Source organism: Ruminococcus sp. 8Y-12, assembly GCF_058119865.1.
This window is the reverse complement of sequence record NZ_CM176623.1, coordinates 2,916,212-2,934,157: the sequence shown is the minus strand read 5'-3', so window position 1 is coordinate 2,934,157 and position 17,946 is coordinate 2,916,212. Positions and strand designations below refer to the sequence as shown.

Below are 17,946 nucleotides of genomic sequence, written 5' to 3'. Positions count from 1 at the left end.
TCACCCCCGCTGCCTTTGATCACTGATAATACGGCCATCTTCAATTGTTATGATACGCTCTGCCTCCAGAGCAATCTTTTCATCGTGCGTGATCAGTATAATGGTCTGGTTCAGATTGCGGTTGGACAATTTCAGCATATCAATGATTTCCCTGGAATTCTTTTGGTCCAAATTACCGGTTGGTTCATCTGCTAAAAGCAGAGCCGGGCGGTAAATTAAAGACCTGGCAATTGCCACCCTCTGCTGCTGTCCTCCGGAAAGCTGGCTTGGCAAAGCCTCCAGCTTATCCCCAATGCCGAGAGAGTCTATTACCTGATCAAAATATTCCTTATTTACTGCCTTTTTATCCAAAAAAAGCGGCATAAGTATATTTTTCTGCACTGTAAGCGTAGGGATCAGATTATAGAACTGATAAATCAAGCCCACCTTTCTGCGCCGGAAGATTGCTGCCTGCGTTTGATTTAACGTGGAGATATCTTTCCCCTCTATCAAAACTTTCCCTGAGGAGGGTTTGTCCACACTTCCAAGAATATGAAGCAATGTGGATTTTCCCGAACCCGAAGCCCCCACAATTGCTGCAAATTCACCTTTACTGACAGAGAGATCAATGCCGTCCAATGCCGTCACTTGATTGTCTCCTAATCCGTATACCTTCCTGACACCTTCACATTTTAAAATGTCCATATCTTTTTCTCCTTTCCCATTACAATGAAAATGGTATTTCCATATGTACGAATACATTTATTGGTACATTTTTATTATAACAGGCTAAAGTTACATCTCAGTGACTGTACATACGGACTTCAAAATAAGCGCCGCCTTCGTTCAGATTTCCGGCTCTGATGATTCCATTCTGCATCTCAATTATTGCCTTTGAAAGAGATAGGCCAATCCCGATGCCTCCTCTGACAGCATTTTGCCCCCGGTAGAACCGTTCAAACAAATGAGGAATATCTTCTTTTTCAAAACCAGGCCCCTCATCCCACATCCGTATCTGGACATACAGGGGATTTTGGCTGTAAGAGCAGTGTACGGTTGTCCCTGCCGGGCTGTGCTCCATACAATTTTTGAGCAGGTTCATGATGGCTTCCATTGTCCATTCCATATCAGCCAGTACTCGTACAGAGCTATCTCCCGCTGGGCTCACCTCTGGAATATCGATCGCCACACCGGAGCGCACAAAATGCTCCTGCAAATGATCTGCCGCCAGTTCCAACAGCGTAAACACATCTATGCTTGTCTTTTCAAAAGGGAGTGTGCCGGCGTCGATGCGTGATAGCAGCAACAGCGCCTCCTCTAAATGCGTCAGCCGTGCCACTTGCTTTTGTATCTGCCTTGGATACTCCGAAACAAACTTTTCCTCCATCATCTGGGCTGACAGTGAAATCGCAGTGATGGGTGTCTTCAGCTGATGGGCTATATTGTACAGATTATCTGCAAAATTGCTCTTTGCCGTAAGCGCGGCATCCCTGGTGTGATACAGGGTGGTGACGGTTTTGTAAATTTCATCCTGCAGCCTGGAGTGATCGTCCTCCTCTGCTTCAAGTAAAATTTCCTGTCCCCCCATATTGACTCTCTCCAAGTAATCCGTCAAACCCTGAATGCGTTCACTTTCCTTCTTTTTCCAATACCTAAAGGACCACAGAAATACCAGGATGCCCACGCAAAAGCATATTGCGGCTATCAGATATACAAGCTCCCATCGGTTGTCTGTAAAATCTGAGGACTTATATCCGTAACTCTCCAGAAAGTTTTTTGCGGAGGATACCTGTACCCTATCCCTGTTACCCTTGACTGCTTTTAAAAGTGCATCTGTGTCAACGGCGTCTGCCTCTGTCAACATTTGGCAGATCCCGCCAATCATTTGAAACTGGATATCTTCATGGTATTTTGACATGAAAAGCACAGTCAGTGTGGTTGTAATCAAGCTTACAGCAACAACCAACAAAATGGTAACCGTGCTATTTTTTCTGCCGCTCATTCCGTCTCCTCCATACGGTAGCCAAAGCTGCGGATGGTTTTCAGGCACAACGGCTGATGCAGTTTTTCACGCAGACGTTTCATGGTCACAGTCAGCGTGTTATCATTTACGTAACTGCCACTGCTGTCCCAGACCTCCTGCAAAAGCTTTTCTCTCCTGACTGTTTTTCCCTTATTGCGCAGCAGGATCAAAAGCAGCTGGTATTCGGCCTGGCTCACAACAATCTCATCATCCCCGCAGAATACCGCCATTCTGCTCTCGTTGATGGAGATGCTGCCGCAGGAAAGAACCTGGTCCGAAACATTCCCGGCACGGCGGAGCAACGCCAGAATCCTGGAATATAATACCTCCAGTTCAAAGGGCTTTACCACATAATCATCCGCCCCATATTGAAAACCAGCTACAATATCGGCTGCGTCTCCACGCACTGTCAGGAAGATCACCGGCAGATCACTCCACCTGGAACGGATAAAACGGCAGAGCATGTCGCCCTGACCATCCGGCATATTCCAGTCAACCAGGCACATATCTGGTTTTTGCTTTTGCAAACCCCGCCGGGCCTGGGCGATTGTAGAAAAGATAGTAACAGAGAACGCTCTTTGTTCCAGATATTCAGCGACAATCTGCGCAATATTCTGGTCATCTTCAATATAGTATATATCTCTCAATTTTCTGCCCCTCACTCCAAATTTTTATCTTAGGATACCCTCTTAACGTATATAAGTCAACCGAAAAAAGAGGCCGGTGGATTTGTATATTTGCGCAAATTACTCATGTCTTGTACCTGTATGTTCTCTATACTTTAGATATCCCAAAAAGTTAGGAGTGAATCAAATGTCAATACTATTGCAGGTTACAGAGATAAGCAAGCTGTATAAAAACCAAACCAGGCCAGGGCTGGACCACGTATCCTTCAGCGTAAAAAAAGGCGAATTTCTGGGAATTATGGGAGCGTCCGGTTCCGGGAAAACTACCCTCTTAAACGTGCTGTCCACCATTGATGCGCCCACCCATGGAAATATTTCCATGGGTAATATCCAGATTCAGAAGCTGAGACAGACAGCGGCTGCCGATTTCAGGAAAAATAATCTGGGCTTTATCTTTCAGGAATATTTTCTGCTGGACAGCCTGACGGTACAGGAAAATATAGCCGTGCCCCTGACTCTGTTAAACAGGCCTGCCCCTGAAATAGAAAAGAATGTAAAAGAATTGGCTGATCTGTTCGGCATTGGCTCACAGCTGGGCAAATATCCATGTGAATTGTCCGGGGGCCAGCGCCAGCGCGTTGCCGCAGCCCGCGCTATTGTAAAACGTCCGCCTCTCATCTTTGCGGATGAACCGACCGGTGCGCTGGACTCCAGTTCTACCACAGAGCTGCTCTTGGCACTCTCAGAAGCCAACCGTACCCTTGGCACAACCATACTCATGGTCACCCACGATCCTTATGCTGCGAGCTATACAGACCGTATTCTTTATTTTAAGGATGGTCGGATTATCTCAGAGCTAGAGGCCAGCCGCTGTTCAGGCACCCGGCGGGATTTTTATGAGGAGATCTTAAAGGAGACCTCACGTCAGAACAAAAAACGGGAGGATTCACGATGAAATTATACACGATCGCCTGGAAAAACCTAAAACAAAACTATTCTTTTTACACCCTCTATCTCTTTTCCGTCTCCTTTGTCCTGATGGTTTTTTTCTGCTTTCTCTCGTTCTCTATGAATGAGGTTATCATGGAAAAAATTTCATCTGATGGCAGGGTGGAAACCATGAGTAAAACCGTGTCTCTCTTTATTATGGCTTTTGTAATCTTCTATATGTCATATTCCAACAAGTTTTTTATGCTGCGCCGCACGAGAGAACTGGGCATCTATGCTCTTCTGGGATATCGCAAAGCTGCAATGCTGAAGCTTTTGACCATTGAAAATATACTGGTCAGTACAGGCGGCTTATTTGTGGGGATCTTGACCGGAAGTCTGCTTCATAAGGGGTTAACTGCTGGTATCACAGCACTTTTAGATCTAAGCGTTGACCAAACCCGGATTCCCCTGGTCAATCCCAGTGCAGTGAAATTCAGCGCAGTATTTGTCCTTGTCATTCTGCTGTCGCTTGCGTTCTCCAATGCAAAGCTGCTTTGGAAGACCTCGCTGTTTGATATGGTACGCCTGGAGAAGAATGCGGAAAAACCCATACGGTTACATTGGTGTACCGCCATTTTGGGAGCTGTCCTTTTGCTGCTTGGCTATGGCCTTGCCCTGGATATAACGCGAGGAAAAAGTTCCCTGTGGAATACCATCGGTTTTTCTCCTATTGCACTCCTCACACTCTTTTGTGTGGTGGTGGGCACTCTATTTTTTATTTATTCTTTTCTGCCCTGTGCCTGCAAAAGGATGAAACAAAGGAGTGGATTTCTTTACCGCGAGAATACAATCATTGTAGTTCCAAAATTCATGCACCGGATTCGCTCCAACGCCAAGTCATTGATTCTGCTCATCCTGCTGTCCGCGGCAACACTGTCCATCTTAGGGTCTTCCACCCTCTCTGTCTGGTATCCTATGGCAGCCCTTAAGCGGGTCATTCCGTCCGCGCTCGAGTTTAGGGTGACCAAGGCCTGGCAAAAGCAGGCGTCACTGAATGCATTGAACCAGGCCGTTGGCGCTGATGCATACGCAAGCCACGAGACCGTGCTCTTAAAAGTCTCTGCCCAGTCAGACCGTCTTCCGCCAGAATATAATATCAGTGCAGAAAAAGGACGCGTTCCCGGATTTGAGTGTATCCGCCAGTCAGATTACAACACACTGACAGCGATGCAGGGCGCTGTTTCCCGGCTTTCCCCACTGGACATAGACGAATGTGTTTTGGTCAAGTACCGGCCGGATTCTTCCGTGAGTGACGTGGGAGCTGTATATAATCTGTCCTCAGGAGAATCCCTGGTCGAAAGTGTTACAGTAAAAGACGTTACCTTGCACAATCCCATTGGTTTTGGCAACAGCGTCGGCACATTGGTGATATCGGACAGTCTGTATCAAAGGCTGAGTAAACTGCAGCCTGAAACGATTCAGGTCATCAGTATTGACGGAGAGGGGATGCGGCAAAGTGAGACTGCATACCGCGCGCTAAAAGAGATCATGCCGGACAATCCCTATCTGGTTTCCGCATGGTACCGCTGGGATGAGATGCTCACACTAAACAGCCCGACAATGCTGCTGGTCTGCTTTGCCACTGTCATCTTTCTGATCGCGACCGGAAGCATTCTCTACTTTCAGAATATCTCTGCCGCACACTATGATAAACCAGACTATGAGATTATGAGCAGGATGGGATACAGCAGTAAAATGATAAAGCGGGCTGTGCGCCGGCAGATCCAGATTTATTTCCTGCTCCCTTATTTACTTGGAATGCTGCACAGTACCTTTGCCATCATCTGCTACAAGTCTGCGCTGATGGACGATTTACTTGGAAAGGGAAGTGCGGTCTTTGCTCCCATCCTGTTCGCAATGGCAATGTTTTCTCTGATATACTTTATTTATTATCAGTTGACAAAGAGGTCCTGTTATAAAATTACTGGGAATTGAGAGGGGAATCCCTGCACTTGCGCTTACGGATAGAGAGGGGTACAATATATTTGATTTTAAATGGATTTTTGCATGTAGCTGTGAAGTTCCTGAACAGTTACGTACCTAGTATATACAAAGTTGAGGTTGAAGAAAACTTATGAAGCATAACTATTTTTCAAGACAGATACTACTACTGATCCATCAGCTGTCAGTCATTGCATATTTGTTTGCCCTGCATTTTTGCAAAACTGTAATTTTGCCGGAACACTATGCGCATCTGATCATTGTATCGCTCTTCTTTACGGACGCGGCCTATATCTCATACAAAAACATACAGAACAATCAGACTCTGAACCATTTTACATTTTTACTGTTACTTTCAGGCTGGCAGTTTCTGCTCTCAGCGTTTCACCCGTTTCCGGCTGCTGATGCGCTTTCTGTTCTGCTGCTCCCCGTATGTCTGTGTCAGACGGTTTATTTCGTCCAGATGTTTCTGTTTCAGGCATCCGCGTACCGGTACCGGAGTGCACTGCTGTACCTGACCAGACTTTTCGGTATTGGCGCGCTGATATGCTATTTTATATCGCCCCGCGCATTTGCCTTTGCCTACCTGGGTCAAGCCCTTATTTCGCTGGTCCTTGTACTCCTTGTAGGTCTGGTCCACCGGCGGCGTATCTGGTTTGTACTGAAAAACCACCGCAGTGAATTGCTGCTTTCTCTCATCTTTGTAGCATTACCTTTTGCCTGCTATACAGCCGCCTTTTTTAAATATCCTGGATATATGGAAAATATGGGAAGCTGTCTTTTGTTTTTGCCGGCATTTTTCAGCATTCATGTGATTGTCTGCAAAAGCCATCCAAAACAGGCAAGTTCTCTGGAGCTCACAGGCACAAACGCCATCTTTTTAGCCTCAGTCGGACTCCTCTTAGCTGTCCCTGTAATTTTTGTTTTTCGCATTCCTTTTGCCGGGATTCTCTTGCTATATCAATGTGCCATACTTCTGGCAATGCTGTCCAATCTGCTCTTGTACAGGCAGGTCTGCAGACAAACGGAAAATCCCTGCGGTCCCATTGACAGGCAGCATTTCTATGAGTATTCGCTGCAGCAGATTAAGCGGGAGGAGGATTTGAGAAAGGATTTTTCCAACTATCTGCACGATGATGTCCTGCAGGATCTTCTCTCTGTGAAAAATTTATTAAAAAAGGCTGACCAGCCACAGGTGCAGCAGCTATTGCAGGAAACGCTTTCTAAACGATGTGACTCCATCCGCCAGGAGATGCAGTCCTGCCATCCCACTCTGCCCCAGAGCCTGACTTTAAAGGAAAATCTCCGCAATCTGCTGGATACGCTGTCAGAACATTCCTCCACGTCAATATCTCTGGACTGTGACGACTCTCTCTTTTTGGTAGAACCCTATACAATGCTCCTCTACCGGATGATAAAAGAGCTGGTTACGAATGCAGGAAAACATTCATGCGCGGACAACATCCAGGTGACACTTCTTCAAAAAAACGGGCAAATTTTCTTGGAAGTTTCGGACAATGGACATGGATTTGAGGCTTATTCCTGTAATCACTCCGAGCACAGGGGACTGAACTCCATACAGGAGCAGGTCCGGCTGCTGGGTGGACGCTTCACGATCTGTTCCACACCGGAAACCGGAACCAGGATTACCGTGTCCATGCCAATGAAAGGAGAAAATTCCTATGAAAATTTTATTGCTCGATGACCATACCCTATTTGCATCAAGCCTATCCATCGCGCTGTCAGACTTTCCTGAGATTGAACGTTTTTACAGCACTAAGGATGTGGAGCACCTGAATGCTCTGCTTTTAACACAGCCGCCGGACATCCTGCTGGTGGATATCAATCTGGGCCGTCTTACCCAGGAAGATGGGCTGGTACTGGCAAAACGGCTTCTGGGACAGTTTCCGGATCTGAAAATCGTCATCCTGTCTGGTTATGACCTTCCTGCTTACCGCAAGGAAGCCAGAAAAATCGGTGCCCGGGGATTCATCAGCAAGGAGGTGGAACCGGAGGAACTTGTCCGTCTCCTGCTGGCCGTACAAAGAGGAAGCACCTGCTTTCCCGCAGATCCTGGTGTCATCGAGGATCTGACAGAAACGGAAAAGCAAGTGCTCACATTGGTAGCTGCGGGGATCAGGAGAAAGGAGATTGCCGCCCGTCTTTATATGAGCGAACGCACCGTATCCAATCATCTGCAGCATATTTTTGAGAAATTACAGGTCAATTCTGCCGTGGAGGCTGTCACAAAAGGGCTTCAGTCAGGCTATATACCGCCCCTATAATACCTTTTTGATACATTCTAATGTGATTTCCAGTTCTTCCCTGGTATGTGCAGCCGAGAGGAACATTGCCTCGAACTGAGCCGGAGCCAAATAGATTCCCTGCTCCAGCATCTTTCTGAAATAAGAGGCATATTTTCCTGTGTCGGATGTCTTGGCAGAGGCATAGTTTGTGACAGGAAGCTCTGTAAAGAATATACATCCCAGGGAACCAACATGATTTACCTGCCATCTCAGCCCCTTTTCCCTCAGCTGGTTTTTTATCTGTTCGAAAAACCAATCCCCAGCTGCATTCAGCTCTCTGTATATTTCCGGCTGATCCCTCAGAATCTGAAGCTGGGTCAGGCCTGCCGCCATAGCCACCGGGTTCCCGCTGAGGGTTCCTGCCTGGTAAACGGTTCCCACCGGTGCAACCATCTCCATAATCTCGCGTCTGCCTCCATAAGCGCCCACCGGCATTCCTGCTCCTATGATTTTCCCAAATGTGGTCAGGTCAGCCTTCACTCCAAAGTATCCCTGTGCCCCATCGATTCCCAAACGGAACCCGGTGATCACCTCGTCGAAAATCAATACGCTCTTATATTGGTCGCAGATGGAGCGAAGGCCTTCCAGAAAGCCCTTTTCGGGGGGCACCACGCCCATGTTCGCTCCCACAGGCTCCACGATCACTGCGGCGATCTCCCCGCCGAACTGTTGAAACAGACTCTCCACGCTGGACAGGTCGTTGTACACTGCCGAGAGGGTATCCTGAGTGCATCCTGCAGGAACGCCCGCGCTGTCGGGCACTCCTGCAGTCATAACTCCTGATCCTGCTTTCACCAGCATGGCATCAGAATGTCCATGATAGCATCCCATAAATTTTACAATTTTGCTTCTCCCCGTGTACCCCCTCGCCGCCCGGACAGCGCTCATCACAGCCTCTGTCCCGGAGTTGACCATGCGGACCATCTCAACGGAAGGTACAATCTGGCAGATCAGCTTTGCCATCTCCACTTCCCGCTCTGTGGCAGCTCCGAAGCTCAGCCCATTTTTGCAGGCCTCTGCCACACTCTGCCTCACTGCTGGATGGTTATGTCCCAAAATCATGGGACCCCAGGAGCCAATAAAATCAATATACTCCCTTCCATCTGCGTCAAAGATATGGGAGCCATCGGCCCGTTCGATAAAGCGTGGCGTCTCCCCCACGCTTCCAAAAGCCCGCACCGGGCTGTTGACTCCTCCCGGAATGTACTGAACTGCCTCCTGAAAAAGTGTCTCTGATCTGGTCATTATCCGATTCTCCCTTCCCTCATAAATCCTGCAAGCTCTTTTGCGAAATAGGTGATGTAGATGTCCGTGCCGGCCCGGTACGCGCTCGCTGCCATCTCACAGATGATGCGGTCTTCCTCAATCCATCCCATCTTTGCCCCTGCTTTCACCATCGCGTACTCACCGCTCACACTGTATGCAGCTACAGGTGTGTGAACCGTGTCCGCCACCTCCCGGATCACATCCAGATATGACAGAGCTGGCTTCACCATAATGATATCAGCCCCCTCTTCCACATCCAGCAGGGCTTCCTTGATGCCCTCCCTTCGGTTGTGGAAATCCATCTGATAAGTCTTTCGGTCTCCAAAGGCAGGGGCAGACCCCGCTGCATCTCTAAAGGGACCGTAGAATGCGGATGCATATTTGACCGCATAGGACATGATGGGCGTCTCCTTGTGCCCTGCCTGATCCAGGCACTGACGGATGGCTTTCACCCGGCCGTCCATCATATCAGAGGGCGCCACCATATCCGCTCCGGCCTCCACATGGGAGAGAGCCGTCTTTGCCAAAAGCTTCAGGGTCTCATCATTTTCCACATCGCAGCCTGTGAGCACCCCGCAGTGTCCGTGTGAGGTGTACTCACACATACATACATCTGTAACCAGATACATCTGTGGAAAGTTCTTTTTTGCCTCTTTAAGCGCCCGCTGCACAATTCCGTCCTCTGCATAGGCTCCGCTGCCTGCCTCATCCTTGTGCTCAGGGATTCCAAAGAGCATCACACTGCTGACTCCCGCCTTTTCCAGGCGCTCCAGCTCAAACCCCATCCGATCCACACTGTAGCGGTACTGTCCTTCCATGGAGGGAATCTCCTCCTCCACATTGCTGCCCTCGCGCACAAACATGGGATAGATCAGAGAAGACTTGTCCACTCTGGTCTCCCGCACCATCCTGCGCAGCACCTCACTGCCTCTGATCCTTCTGGGTCTGATTAACATATCCATTGTCCGTCACCTTCCTGTTCAACTTTATTTTTTCTGTCCCCGCACAGAGACTCCACACACGCTGCTACGCTGTCCATGGTAGCCTGTCTGGCCATGTAAGTTTCCATCCCCAGAGCATCTGCTGCGGCTTTCGTCTGTTTTCCAATGCACACTGCCTTCACCTTGCTGTAATCAAGGCCCTCTACTGCCCGGGCAAATCCTTTTACCGTGGATGCGCTGGTAAACACCGCGTAATCAATCCTGCCCTGCTCAAACTCCATACGCTCATCAATCAGCTCCTGGGACTCGTAACAAGTGTCATAGGTGGCGATATCCTCCACCTCCAAATGCTCCACTTTACTCAGTTCCTCCGTCAGCTCCCGGTTTCCGATGGCTGCCCGGGGGATCAGTATCCGCTCTCCCGGCCTGCACACCTGTGCAAGGGCTCGTCCCAACGCCTCCCCATCATAGATATCCGGTATCAGATCCGCAAACAGGCCTCTGGCCTCCAGCGCCTTCCCGGTTCCGCTGCCGATGGCTGCCAGCTTTGCCCCTGCCAGCACGCGGATATCCCTTCCCGCCTGTTTCAATGCGTCAAAAAATATATTAACTCCCGTCGGACTGGTAAAGACTACCCAGTGATATCTGCCCAGCTTCTCAAAACATGCCTCCAATGCAGGATTCGGACGGATTGGTATTGTACGGATTGCGGGAAGCTCCAGCACCTCCGCCCCCTTTTCCCTTAGCTTTGCCGCCATGGAAGAAATCAACTCCCTGGGTCTTGTCACCAGAATCTTTTTCCCTGCCAGAGGCAGATGTTCATACCATGCGAACTTGTCCGCCAGGGCGCACACTTTTCCGACTACAATAATGGCCGGCGTCTCCACCCCCTGGCGGTCTGACTCCTCTTTCAGGGTGGCCACAGTAGCAACCACCCGTTTCTGGTCCGCGGTAGTCCCTTTCTGCAATATTGCAGCAGGCATATCCGGGTCCATCCCATTGGCAATCAGGCCGTCACAGATATCTCTGAGTGCGGTAACTCCCATCAAAAATACCAGGGTCCCCTCTGTGCGGACCAGGGCCTCAAAATCAATGTCATAGCACTCCCCCTGCTTCTTATGTCCGGTGATGATGTGCAGGGAAGAACAAAAATCCCTGTGCGTTACCGGAATCCCGTTGTATGCGGGAACTGCCAGGGCAGAGGTCACGCCCGGGATTACTTCAAAGGGAATCTGCTCCTGTGTCAGCAGCTCCAGCTCTTCCCCTCCCCGTCCAAACAGAAAGGGGTCGCCCCCTTTTAAACGTACCACCCGCTTTCCCTCCTTGGCCTTGTCAACCAGCACTCGGTTGATCTCCTCCTGGGGCATGGTGTGGCGGCTGGCCCGTTTTCCCACATCAATGAGCTGGGCACCCTCCGGAATCATATTCAATACCCCCTGGCCTACCAGGGCATCATAAACAACCACTTGCGCTTCGCTTAGTACCTTCTTTCCCTTTAATGTAAAAAGACCGGGATCTGAAGGCCCTGCCCCTATCAGCCATACTTTTCCTGTCATGCTTTTCCTTCCTTTCTCGATTCAGACACCGCACTATTTTCCCCCTTGTTTTCTTCTCCAAAACAAGGGGGACTGTATTTTCTATATATTATTATAAACGCTGCCGCCTATTTGGGAAAGTCATTTTCATAATTTTCTATAAAAAGCTCCATGATGTAGTTTTTTAACGAAAAGAGCTCTCTCGAAAGCTTCAGCTCCTCCCCCCTTGGCACTTCAATCTCCTGAAGAATACCTCTGGGGCAGGGTCCCATCACGTAAATACGGTCAGCCAGAAGAAGGGCCTCCTCAATGTCGTGCGTCACAAGCAGGATGGTCTGGGACAATTCCCTGCGGATCTCTGCCACCAGCTTCTGCATACTGTGCCGCAGAACCACATCCAGCGCGGAAAATGGCTCATCCATCAGCAAAATCTGGGGTTGTAGCACAAGGACCCTGGCCATGGATGCGCGCTGCTGCATCCCGCCTGAGAGCTGATCCCCATAGTAGTTTTCATACCCCTCAAGATGCATCAGCCTGAGATATCTGCGGATTCTCTTTTCCCGTTCCTCCTTGGGTATCCTGTTCTCTCTGAGTCCAAAGGCAATGTTCTCCTCCACCGTCAGCCACGGAAACAGAACTGCATTTTGGAAAACCACTCCTCTCTGGCTGGACGGTCCTTGCACAGGTTTCTCCTCCAGGAGGACTTCGCCCTGGTCCGCTTTCTCAAATCCCGCTATGATATTCAGCAGGGTGCTCTTTCCACAGCCGCTTGGCCCCAGTATGGCAATGAGTTCCCCCCTCCCTACGTTCAGATCCACGTGTTCAAGCACCTGAAGGGTTTTGCTGCCGGGAGAGAGAAAACGCTTTCCCACATTTTTAAGTTCCAGCAGACATTCTGCTCTCTTCACCATAATCTCCCCTCCTATCCTTTGATACCCGTTCTCTTCGGCCCCGGATAGGCCAGTTCATACACTTTGAGCAGCAGATAATCCGTCAGTTTCCCTGCAGCTGCGATGACGATCATTCCGGTCATGACCAGCTCCACATTTCCCAGCATTCTTCCATTCATCATCACTGCTCCGATGCCCTTGGACACACCGGTCATCTCCCCCAGCACCAGATAAGCCCAGGCCACTCCCAGACCCAGTCTCAGCCCCACAAATACCTGGGGAACCGCTGCCGGAAGGATGACATGCCAAAACAGGGAGGCCTTTCTTGCTCCCAGCATCCTTCCGCTTCTCAAATAATCCTCCGGAATAGAGGCAGCCCCCTCCTGGGTATTTAAGTAGATCGGAAAAAAAGCAGCCAGTGTGATCAGAAACAGGGTGTTTTTCTCTCCCACGCCGAACCATACAATAGAAATCGGCAGAAAGCCTATCCCCGGGATTGCCCTCACTGCCTGAACCAGCGGATCGGTCATTCTCCTGAAAAAAGGAAGTCTGCCCGTCAGAAAACCCATAGTGATTCCCAGACCTCCTGCCAGCAAAAAACCCTTGAGTACCCGAAATGCGCTTCTGCCCAAATGCTCCGGCAGCTGTCCTGAATAGGGGGTCAGCTCCAAAGTTCCCGTCAAAAAATCATATACCACCAGTAACAGCTGTCTGGGTGAGGGGAGCGCATAGCTCTCCTTCCCCCCTGCCTCAGCGGCCAGTATCCATACCGCGCACAGGAGGGCCGGCAGCAGCCAGCTCACCCAATATTTTAAACTATTTTTCATCTTGCTCTGCCTTCTCTAAAAATGACAGGTCAAACATCGCGTCTACATCCGGTACCTCCCGGATAATTCCCAGCTCCTTCATCTTTTTTGCAAGAGCCTTTGTATGGGTAATAAAGTCCTGGTCAATGTCCCACCCCAGTTCCATATTTTCTTTCGCGATATCCATAACCTCCTTTGAAGTTCCGAACTTATAGGCAGCGTCCAGCCACTTTTGTTCATCCTCCTGAAGGGCCCTGGTGGCCTTTACATGGGCGTTGACCAGGGCCTGTACTTTTCCAGGCTCCTCCCGGATGGTCTCTTCCCTGACAATCATGGCTGCATTAATGGTTCCTATGCTGTCGTCAAAATATGGATACTCTAATATCTCTCCATATCCGTCCAAAAGCGCCTCCGAGGGGTATGGCTCCCCGCTCAGAAAGGCATCGATGCTGCCCTCCCTCAATGCCTGGCCCATGTCAAAGAAGTCAATCTGAAGCAGCTCCACATCCTTATCAGCATCCAATCCGGCTCTCTTAAGCACCTCCAGCAGAAGGGCATGGTGCATGGTTCCGGGAACATAGGCAATGTGCTTTCCTTTTAAATCCTCCGGCTTTTTTATGCCGGAATCCTTTTTTACCACCAGGGCTGAACACTTATTACACAGTCCGGCGACGATCCGGATGGGTTCCCCCTTTTCGGCAGCGGTAATGGCAGTTACCATCGTAGTTCCTGTCATGTCCAGTTCCCCAGCCAGCAGGGCAGTCTTCTGATCACCCGGATTGGTAAAAGGCAGTACCTCAACCTCGTAACCGTCCTCCAGGTACTCCCCATAGAAAAATGGCTGAATCGTCTGTGCTGTCTGCCAGGACCCCACAGCTGCACTTGTGTCTTCCTTCTTCCCGCATGCTGCAATTCCTAAGGTCAATATCGCAGTTGCCAGTAAAACAGTTAAAAATCGCTTCATACGCTCCTCCTAATCCTCTGCCATGCTGCACACCTTAAATCCCTCTGTCTGAAACCAACCCGCCGCCTGTTCCACATCAAAGCTGTTCCATTTTTCTTTAGGGAAACAGCACCTGTCCCTTGGCACGGAACCTGTCTCCACCACAACCACATTGGCGCCCCAGGCCACCGCTGTCTCACTGGCCGGGTGAACACATATATCTTTTACCTGCCATCCGCAAGCCAGTCGGATCACAGCAATGATCTGGGCAAGCCTCTTTTGGCTGATCTGCGGATATCTGCCCAGAGGTGTTCCGGGAACCGGAACCCTGGCCATAGCACCGGACACGATGGCACCATAGTCAATGGTCATCTGGCAGATGTCCGCAATCTCCTCATTTGTGTGTTCCACACCAATGGGTTCTACCAAAAAGACCAGCTTCAGAGGTGAATTCTTCACCGCGTTTAGCGTGTTTTTTCTCACCTGGGGATCAAAGAGAGTATCCTTTCCCTCACCCAGCCTCAGCGAGTGATAGATAAATTGCACCCCCCTCTCATAGAGCTTTACAGCTTTCTTTTCGTCAAATTCACCCACGTTGAGCCCTATCTCGTATGCTCCTGGAACGGCGTTTCGAATCCGCCCAATCAGCTCCTCCAACTGGTCTAAGCTGTAAAACTCTGTTGTCCGAAGTACGATCCAGCGCACTTTGTTTTTTGCATACCACCGTACATTTTCTATGATTTCCTCCATAGAGAATTCTTTTTCCTGCTGTACAATTCCCCACTTTTCCCCCAGGGAGCAAAAATCGCAGTTCATAGGACAGGTCTTATAATCGATCCCCATGGCTCCCCAGAGGTAGGCCCTGTTTCCGGAGACTATCTTTGCTACTTCCCCTGCAGCGTGTCCCAGCGCTTTGCACTCCTCAGACTCCGGGTCCAATGCCAGCAGCTCTAATACAGCTTCCCTCTCCAGCTTCCTTCCTGCCAAAATTTCTTCTTTCCACTTATGAATTTTCTCTTTCATCCCTAAAGACCTCTCTTTGACAAATTTTACTAGACTAAATCTAATAAAATTATATCACTATGTTTATTTTGTATTGGAAAAAATCTATAGATTTTTTGTAACTTTTTAAGATCTCCTTTGATAGTACAAAAAAATTCCGAAAAGAAGACAACCCTTTTCGGAATTTTTATATTCTACTTTCTAATGTGATCCGCCCTCACTGGTATATTCTTCTCTCAGCTCCCTGGCCAGCCTGCGGCCCAGTTCCTCCGCATTTTCCACACAGTCCTCTGCGCTGCCCCGAAGCCATCCCTGGTCTGCTTCATTGTAGTACAGCCCGATCAGCTTTATCCTGTCACCATGAATGCGGGCGTGGGCGGCAACCGGAGAACTGCAGCCTCCGTTCAGCTCCGCCACAAAAGCCCTCTCACACACAGCCGCCAGAGAAGCCTCCCGATCCCGGTATCCCTCCAGGTAATCATAGTCCCCGCCAGCCCGGCCCTGTACTGCCAGTATCCCCTGTCCGGCAGATGGGATCATTTCCTCAGGCTCAAAATATCTGGAGATCCTCTCCTCCAGTCCCAGGCGCTTCAAACCAGCTGCCGCCAATATCAGCGCACTGTACTCTCCCGCATCCAGCTTTGCCAAACGGGTGATCACATTCCCCCTGACAGGCTTAAATTCCGCCTCCGGAAGCAGCTCCTTTAGCTGAATCATCCTTCTTAAGCTGGAGCACCCGATGGGTTTCCCGGGTGACCATTCGCCACACCCCTCTGGAAGTACCAGTACATCCCTCGGGTCCTCCCGCCTGGAAAATGCCACAATCGGAAGCTCTTTCGGCACCTCCATGGGCATATCCTTCAGGCTGTGTACCGACAAATCACTTCTTCTGTCCATGAGTGCCCGGTCCAGCTCCTTCACAAAAAGTCCCTTGCCGCCCACCTTATCGAGAGTGCGGTCCAAAATCAGATCCCCGGTTGTCTTCATGGTGAGCAGTTCAAGCTCCGTCTCCGGACAGTTCTCTCTGATAAAGTCCATGACCATCTCAGACTGGATCACCGCCAGCCTGCTCTCCCTGCTGCCTATACATATCTTATTTTTCATAAACCTTCTCTAATCCTTCCACACATTCTCGAAATGCCTTCCGGCTGATTGTATCCCGAAGGCCGAACATCATTTTGTTGACCACCTTGCTGGCCGCAGTCTCTATACTCTGCTGCAACGCTTTCTGCTGCTGTTCCTCCATTGGAAGATCCCTGATGATCTTTTGAATTCTCAGATCCAGATCCACCACCGCGTTCTTTTTGATCCCCTGAATCTTTGGAATCATATCTCTGCACTCATACCACACATAGAATTCCTCCATCTGCTCCTTTAGGATATTTTCTGCGCACTCAATACTTTTCTTCAGCTTTTCGTTCTCTACATCTGCATGGAAATAATCAATATCATACAGCTTCACAAACGGCAGCCGGCCCGCCAGGGGATCGATGTCTCTGGGCACTGCCAAATCCACCAGGACAATAGGGTGGGTGAGCCCTGCCTCCCGGACGCAGTGCTCCTTTAAGGTATAGTTGGGACTCGCCGTGGCGCTGATTACAAAGTCACATCTTGGAAACAGCGTCATCCGCTCCCCGTAATCGATTCTCTTACAGTTCCTTGGAATATCCACAATACCACTGCGGTACTGTCGCACCGTCACCGTAACGTCCGCTCCAGCCTGCTGGAGCACCGTTGCCGCCAGTTTTCCCATCTCTCCGTTTCCGATCACCATGCAGGTCCTGCCCTCCACCTGGTACCCCTCCTGGGCAAGCGTAGCAAGGGCCTGGTGTATCACAGACCGGTTAGCAATGGAGAGCACCACCTCTGTCTTGACCTTCTTGGCAGCCGTGACTGCCGTGCGGAATAGAGTTTCCAGCACATTGTCGGCGGCATAGTGCTCCCTGGCCAGTGTAAGGGCATCCTTCACCTGGGTAAGGATCTGATCCTCACCCAGTATTCTGGACTTCAGTCCGCTGGCCAGGTGGAAAAGGTGGCTCACCGCCTCCTCTTCCTCCCGGTACACAAAATAGTTCCGATAGAGTTCAGAATTTAGCTCCCTTATGCTGCAGACCAGCTCATAGAGGGACCCCTGATACTCCTCCTCACAACTCACATAGAGCTCCATCCGGTTGCAGGTGGACAGGAGCACACAGCCGTTTATCCGCTCCTTACGGCTGATCTGCTCCACAGCATCCGCACACTTCGTCTTTGTAAAAGAGAAAATTGTTCTTATATCAATCTCAGCGGTGCTGTGATCAATACCTATCATTCGAATACTCATATCTGGTGTCTGTCCTTTCCCCCGTATACTCTGTTTTATCATAGCACATCACTTGTCAAAATCAAGGGATTTTTGTAAAAAACCGCCGGCCTTCATTGACATTCCTAAACCCCGGTGATAGAATAAAACAAAACTAAATTGCCTCAGGTGCCTCTTGTCTTGGAGGGGAGAATAGGAAAGCCGGGTGAGATGCCCGCACGGTCACGCCGCTGTAATGAGCCGCGCCGTTTTACAAGTCACTGCGAAAGCGGGAAGACAAAACGGTGTGTGATGGCTCAAAGTCAGAAGACCTGCCTGACGCTTGGAAATTCACATAGTTACGAACGATGACTAGGTGCTGTATTTCTCTATTGGGAAAATTACGTGCCTGTCTTA

Annotated in this window: 16 protein-coding genes and 1 riboswitch; of the genes, 4 read left to right on the top strand and 12 right to left on the bottom strand. The window is 49.8% G+C overall.

Features of this window, described 5'->3' with window-relative positions; all coding sequences use genetic code 11:
* From AC0THY_RS11065 to AC0THY_RS11055, 3 genes are all read right to left on the bottom strand, one after another.
* Positions 1-684, bottom strand: coding sequence for an ABC transporter ATP-binding protein (locus AC0THY_RS11065; protein ID WP_489990663.1), 684 nt, complete (start codon positions 682-684; stop codon positions 1-3).
* Positions 685-781: 97 nt separating this feature from the next.
* The gene (locus AC0THY_RS11060; RefSeq protein ID WP_489990662.1) at positions 782-1,981 is read right to left on the bottom strand and encodes a sensor histidine kinase; all 1,200 of its coding nucleotides are present in this window, start codon (positions 1,979-1,981) and stop codon (positions 782-784) included.
* Entirely contained in the window at positions 1,978-2,649 is a 672-nt protein-coding gene (locus AC0THY_RS11055) for a response regulator transcription factor (protein WP_489990661.1), read from the bottom strand. Before AC0THY_RS11055 ends, AC0THY_RS11060 begins: the two co-directional genes overlap by 4 nt.
* A gap of 166 nt (positions 2,650-2,815) precedes the next feature.
* On the opposite strand from AC0THY_RS11055, the gene AC0THY_RS11050 reads away from it, so the two are divergent.
* The 4 genes from AC0THY_RS11050 (at position 2,816) to AC0THY_RS11035 (ending at position 7,844) form a co-directional block, all read left to right on the top strand.
* Positions 2,816-3,583, top strand: coding sequence for an ABC transporter ATP-binding protein (locus AC0THY_RS11050; RefSeq protein ID WP_489990660.1), 768 nt, complete (start codon positions 2,816-2,818; stop codon positions 3,581-3,583).
* Positions 3,580-5,553 carry an FtsX-like permease family protein gene (locus AC0THY_RS11045; protein WP_489990659.1) on the top strand — a complete coding sequence of 658 codons (1,974 nt, stop codon included), beginning with the start codon at positions 3,580-3,582 and terminating at the stop codon, positions 5,551-5,553. Before AC0THY_RS11050 ends, AC0THY_RS11045 begins: the two co-directional genes overlap by 4 nt.
* Before the next feature lie 139 nt (positions 5,554-5,692).
* Positions 5,693-7,264, top strand: coding sequence for a sensor histidine kinase (locus AC0THY_RS11040; RefSeq protein WP_489990658.1), 1,572 nt, complete (start codon positions 5,693-5,695; stop codon positions 7,262-7,264).
* Entirely contained in the window at positions 7,242-7,844 is a 603-nt protein-coding gene (locus AC0THY_RS11035) for a LuxR C-terminal-related transcriptional regulator (RefSeq protein WP_489990657.1), read from the top strand. The genes AC0THY_RS11040 and AC0THY_RS11035 overlap by 23 nt, the downstream gene beginning before the upstream one ends.
* Here the strand turns inward: AC0THY_RS11035 and hemL are convergent.
* From hemL to hemA, 9 genes are all read right to left on the bottom strand, one after another.
* Positions 7,839-9,110, bottom strand: a complete 1,272-nt coding sequence (gene hemL, locus AC0THY_RS11030) for a glutamate-1-semialdehyde 2,1-aminomutase (RefSeq protein WP_489990656.1) — start codon at positions 9,108-9,110, stop codon at positions 7,839-7,841. The two genes, AC0THY_RS11035 and hemL, sit on opposite strands and share 6 nt — an antisense overlap.
* Positions 9,110-10,093: a porphobilinogen synthase gene (gene hemB / locus AC0THY_RS11025; protein ID WP_489990655.1), complete on the bottom strand. Its 984-nt coding sequence runs from the start codon at positions 10,091-10,093 to the stop codon at positions 9,110-9,112. The genes hemL and hemB overlap by 1 nt, the downstream gene beginning before the upstream one ends.
* Positions 10,081-11,628 (bottom strand): uroporphyrinogen-III C-methyltransferase, encoded by a 1,548-nt coding sequence (gene cobA, locus AC0THY_RS11020; RefSeq protein ID WP_489990654.1) that lies wholly within the window; start codon positions 11,626-11,628, stop codon positions 10,081-10,083. The genes hemB and cobA overlap by 13 nt, the downstream gene beginning before the upstream one ends.
* 107 nt (positions 11,629-11,735) lie before the next feature.
* Complete coding sequence (locus tag AC0THY_RS11015) at positions 11,736-12,518, bottom strand: ABC transporter ATP-binding protein (protein WP_489990653.1); 783 nt, start codon at positions 12,516-12,518, stop codon at positions 11,736-11,738.
* Positions 12,519-12,529: 11 nt separating this feature from the next.
* Complete coding sequence (locus AC0THY_RS11010) at positions 12,530-13,324, bottom strand: ABC transporter permease (protein WP_489990652.1); 795 nt, start codon at positions 13,322-13,324, stop codon at positions 12,530-12,532.
* On the bottom strand, positions 13,314-14,267 hold the full coding sequence (locus AC0THY_RS11005) for an ABC transporter substrate-binding protein (protein WP_489990651.1): 954 nt from the start codon (positions 14,265-14,267) through the stop codon (positions 13,314-13,316). Before AC0THY_RS11005 ends, AC0THY_RS11010 begins: the two co-directional genes overlap by 11 nt.
* Before the next feature lie 9 nt (positions 14,268-14,276).
* On the bottom strand, positions 14,277-15,269 hold the full coding sequence (locus tag AC0THY_RS11000; protein WP_489990650.1) for a biotin synthase BioB: 993 nt from the start codon (positions 15,267-15,269) through the stop codon (positions 14,277-14,279).
* Between the two features lie 180 nt (positions 15,270-15,449).
* On the bottom strand, positions 15,450-16,352 hold the full coding sequence (gene hemC, locus AC0THY_RS10995; RefSeq protein ID WP_489990649.1) for a hydroxymethylbilane synthase: 903 nt from the start codon (positions 16,350-16,352) through the stop codon (positions 15,450-15,452).
* On the bottom strand, positions 16,342-17,613 hold the full coding sequence (hemA, locus tag AC0THY_RS10990; protein WP_489990648.1) for a glutamyl-tRNA reductase: 1,272 nt from the start codon (positions 17,611-17,613) through the stop codon (positions 16,342-16,344). The genes hemC and hemA overlap by 11 nt, the downstream gene beginning before the upstream one ends.
* 86 nt (positions 17,614-17,699) lie before the next feature.
* Positions 17,700-17,883: riboswitch (cobalamin riboswitch) on the top strand.
* Positions 17,884-17,946 lie beyond the last annotated feature (63 nt).

Excerpts from the sequence above, each read along its gene's own strand:
- AC0THY_RS11060 (WP_489990662.1), bottom strand. The coding sequence starts at position 1,981 with ATGAGCGGCAGAAAAAATAGCACGGTTACCATTTTGTTGGTTGTTGCT.
- hemL (WP_489990656.1), bottom strand. The coding sequence starts at position 9,110 with ATGACCAGATCAGAGACACTTTTTCAGGAGGCAGTTCAGTACATTCCG.
- AC0THY_RS11040 (WP_489990658.1), top strand. The coding sequence starts at position 5,693 with ATGAAGCATAACTATTTTTCAAGACAGATACTACTACTGATCCATCAG.
- hemB (WP_489990655.1), bottom strand. The coding sequence starts at position 10,093 with ATGGATATGTTAATCAGACCCAGAAGGATCAGAGGCAGTGAGGTGCTG.
- AC0THY_RS11045 (WP_489990659.1), top strand. The coding sequence starts at position 3,580 with ATGAAATTATACACGATCGCCTGGAAAAACCTAAAACAAAACTATTCT.
- cobA (WP_489990654.1), bottom strand. The coding sequence starts at position 11,628 with ATGACAGGAAAAGTATGGCTGATAGGGGCAGGGCCTTCAGATCCCGGT.
- AC0THY_RS11005 (WP_489990651.1), bottom strand. The coding sequence starts at position 14,267 with ATGAAGCGATTTTTAACTGTTTTACTGGCAACTGCGATATTGACCTTA.
- AC0THY_RS11000 (WP_489990650.1), bottom strand. The coding sequence starts at position 15,269 with ATGAAAGAGAAAATTCATAAGTGGAAAGAAGAAATTTTGGCAGGAAGG.
- AC0THY_RS11065 (WP_489990663.1), bottom strand. The coding sequence starts at position 684 with ATGGACATTTTAAAATGTGAAGGTGTCAGGAAGGTATACGGATTAGGA.
- AC0THY_RS11035 (WP_489990657.1), top strand. The coding sequence starts at position 7,242 with ATGAAAATTTTATTGCTCGATGACCATACCCTATTTGCATCAAGCCTA.
- AC0THY_RS11015 (WP_489990653.1), bottom strand. The coding sequence starts at position 12,518 with ATGGTGAAGAGAGCAGAATGTCTGCTGGAACTTAAAAATGTGGGAAAG.
- hemC (WP_489990649.1), bottom strand. The coding sequence starts at position 16,352 with ATGAAAAATAAGATATGTATAGGCAGCAGGGAGAGCAGGCTGGCGGTG.
- hemA (WP_489990648.1), bottom strand. The coding sequence starts at position 17,613 with ATGATAAAACAGAGTATACGGGGGAAAGGACAGACACCAGATATGAGT.
- AC0THY_RS11050 (WP_489990660.1), top strand. The coding sequence starts at position 2,816 with ATGTCAATACTATTGCAGGTTACAGAGATAAGCAAGCTGTATAAAAAC.
- AC0THY_RS11010 (WP_489990652.1), bottom strand. The coding sequence starts at position 13,324 with ATGAAAAATAGTTTAAAATATTGGGTGAGCTGGCTGCTGCCGGCCCTC.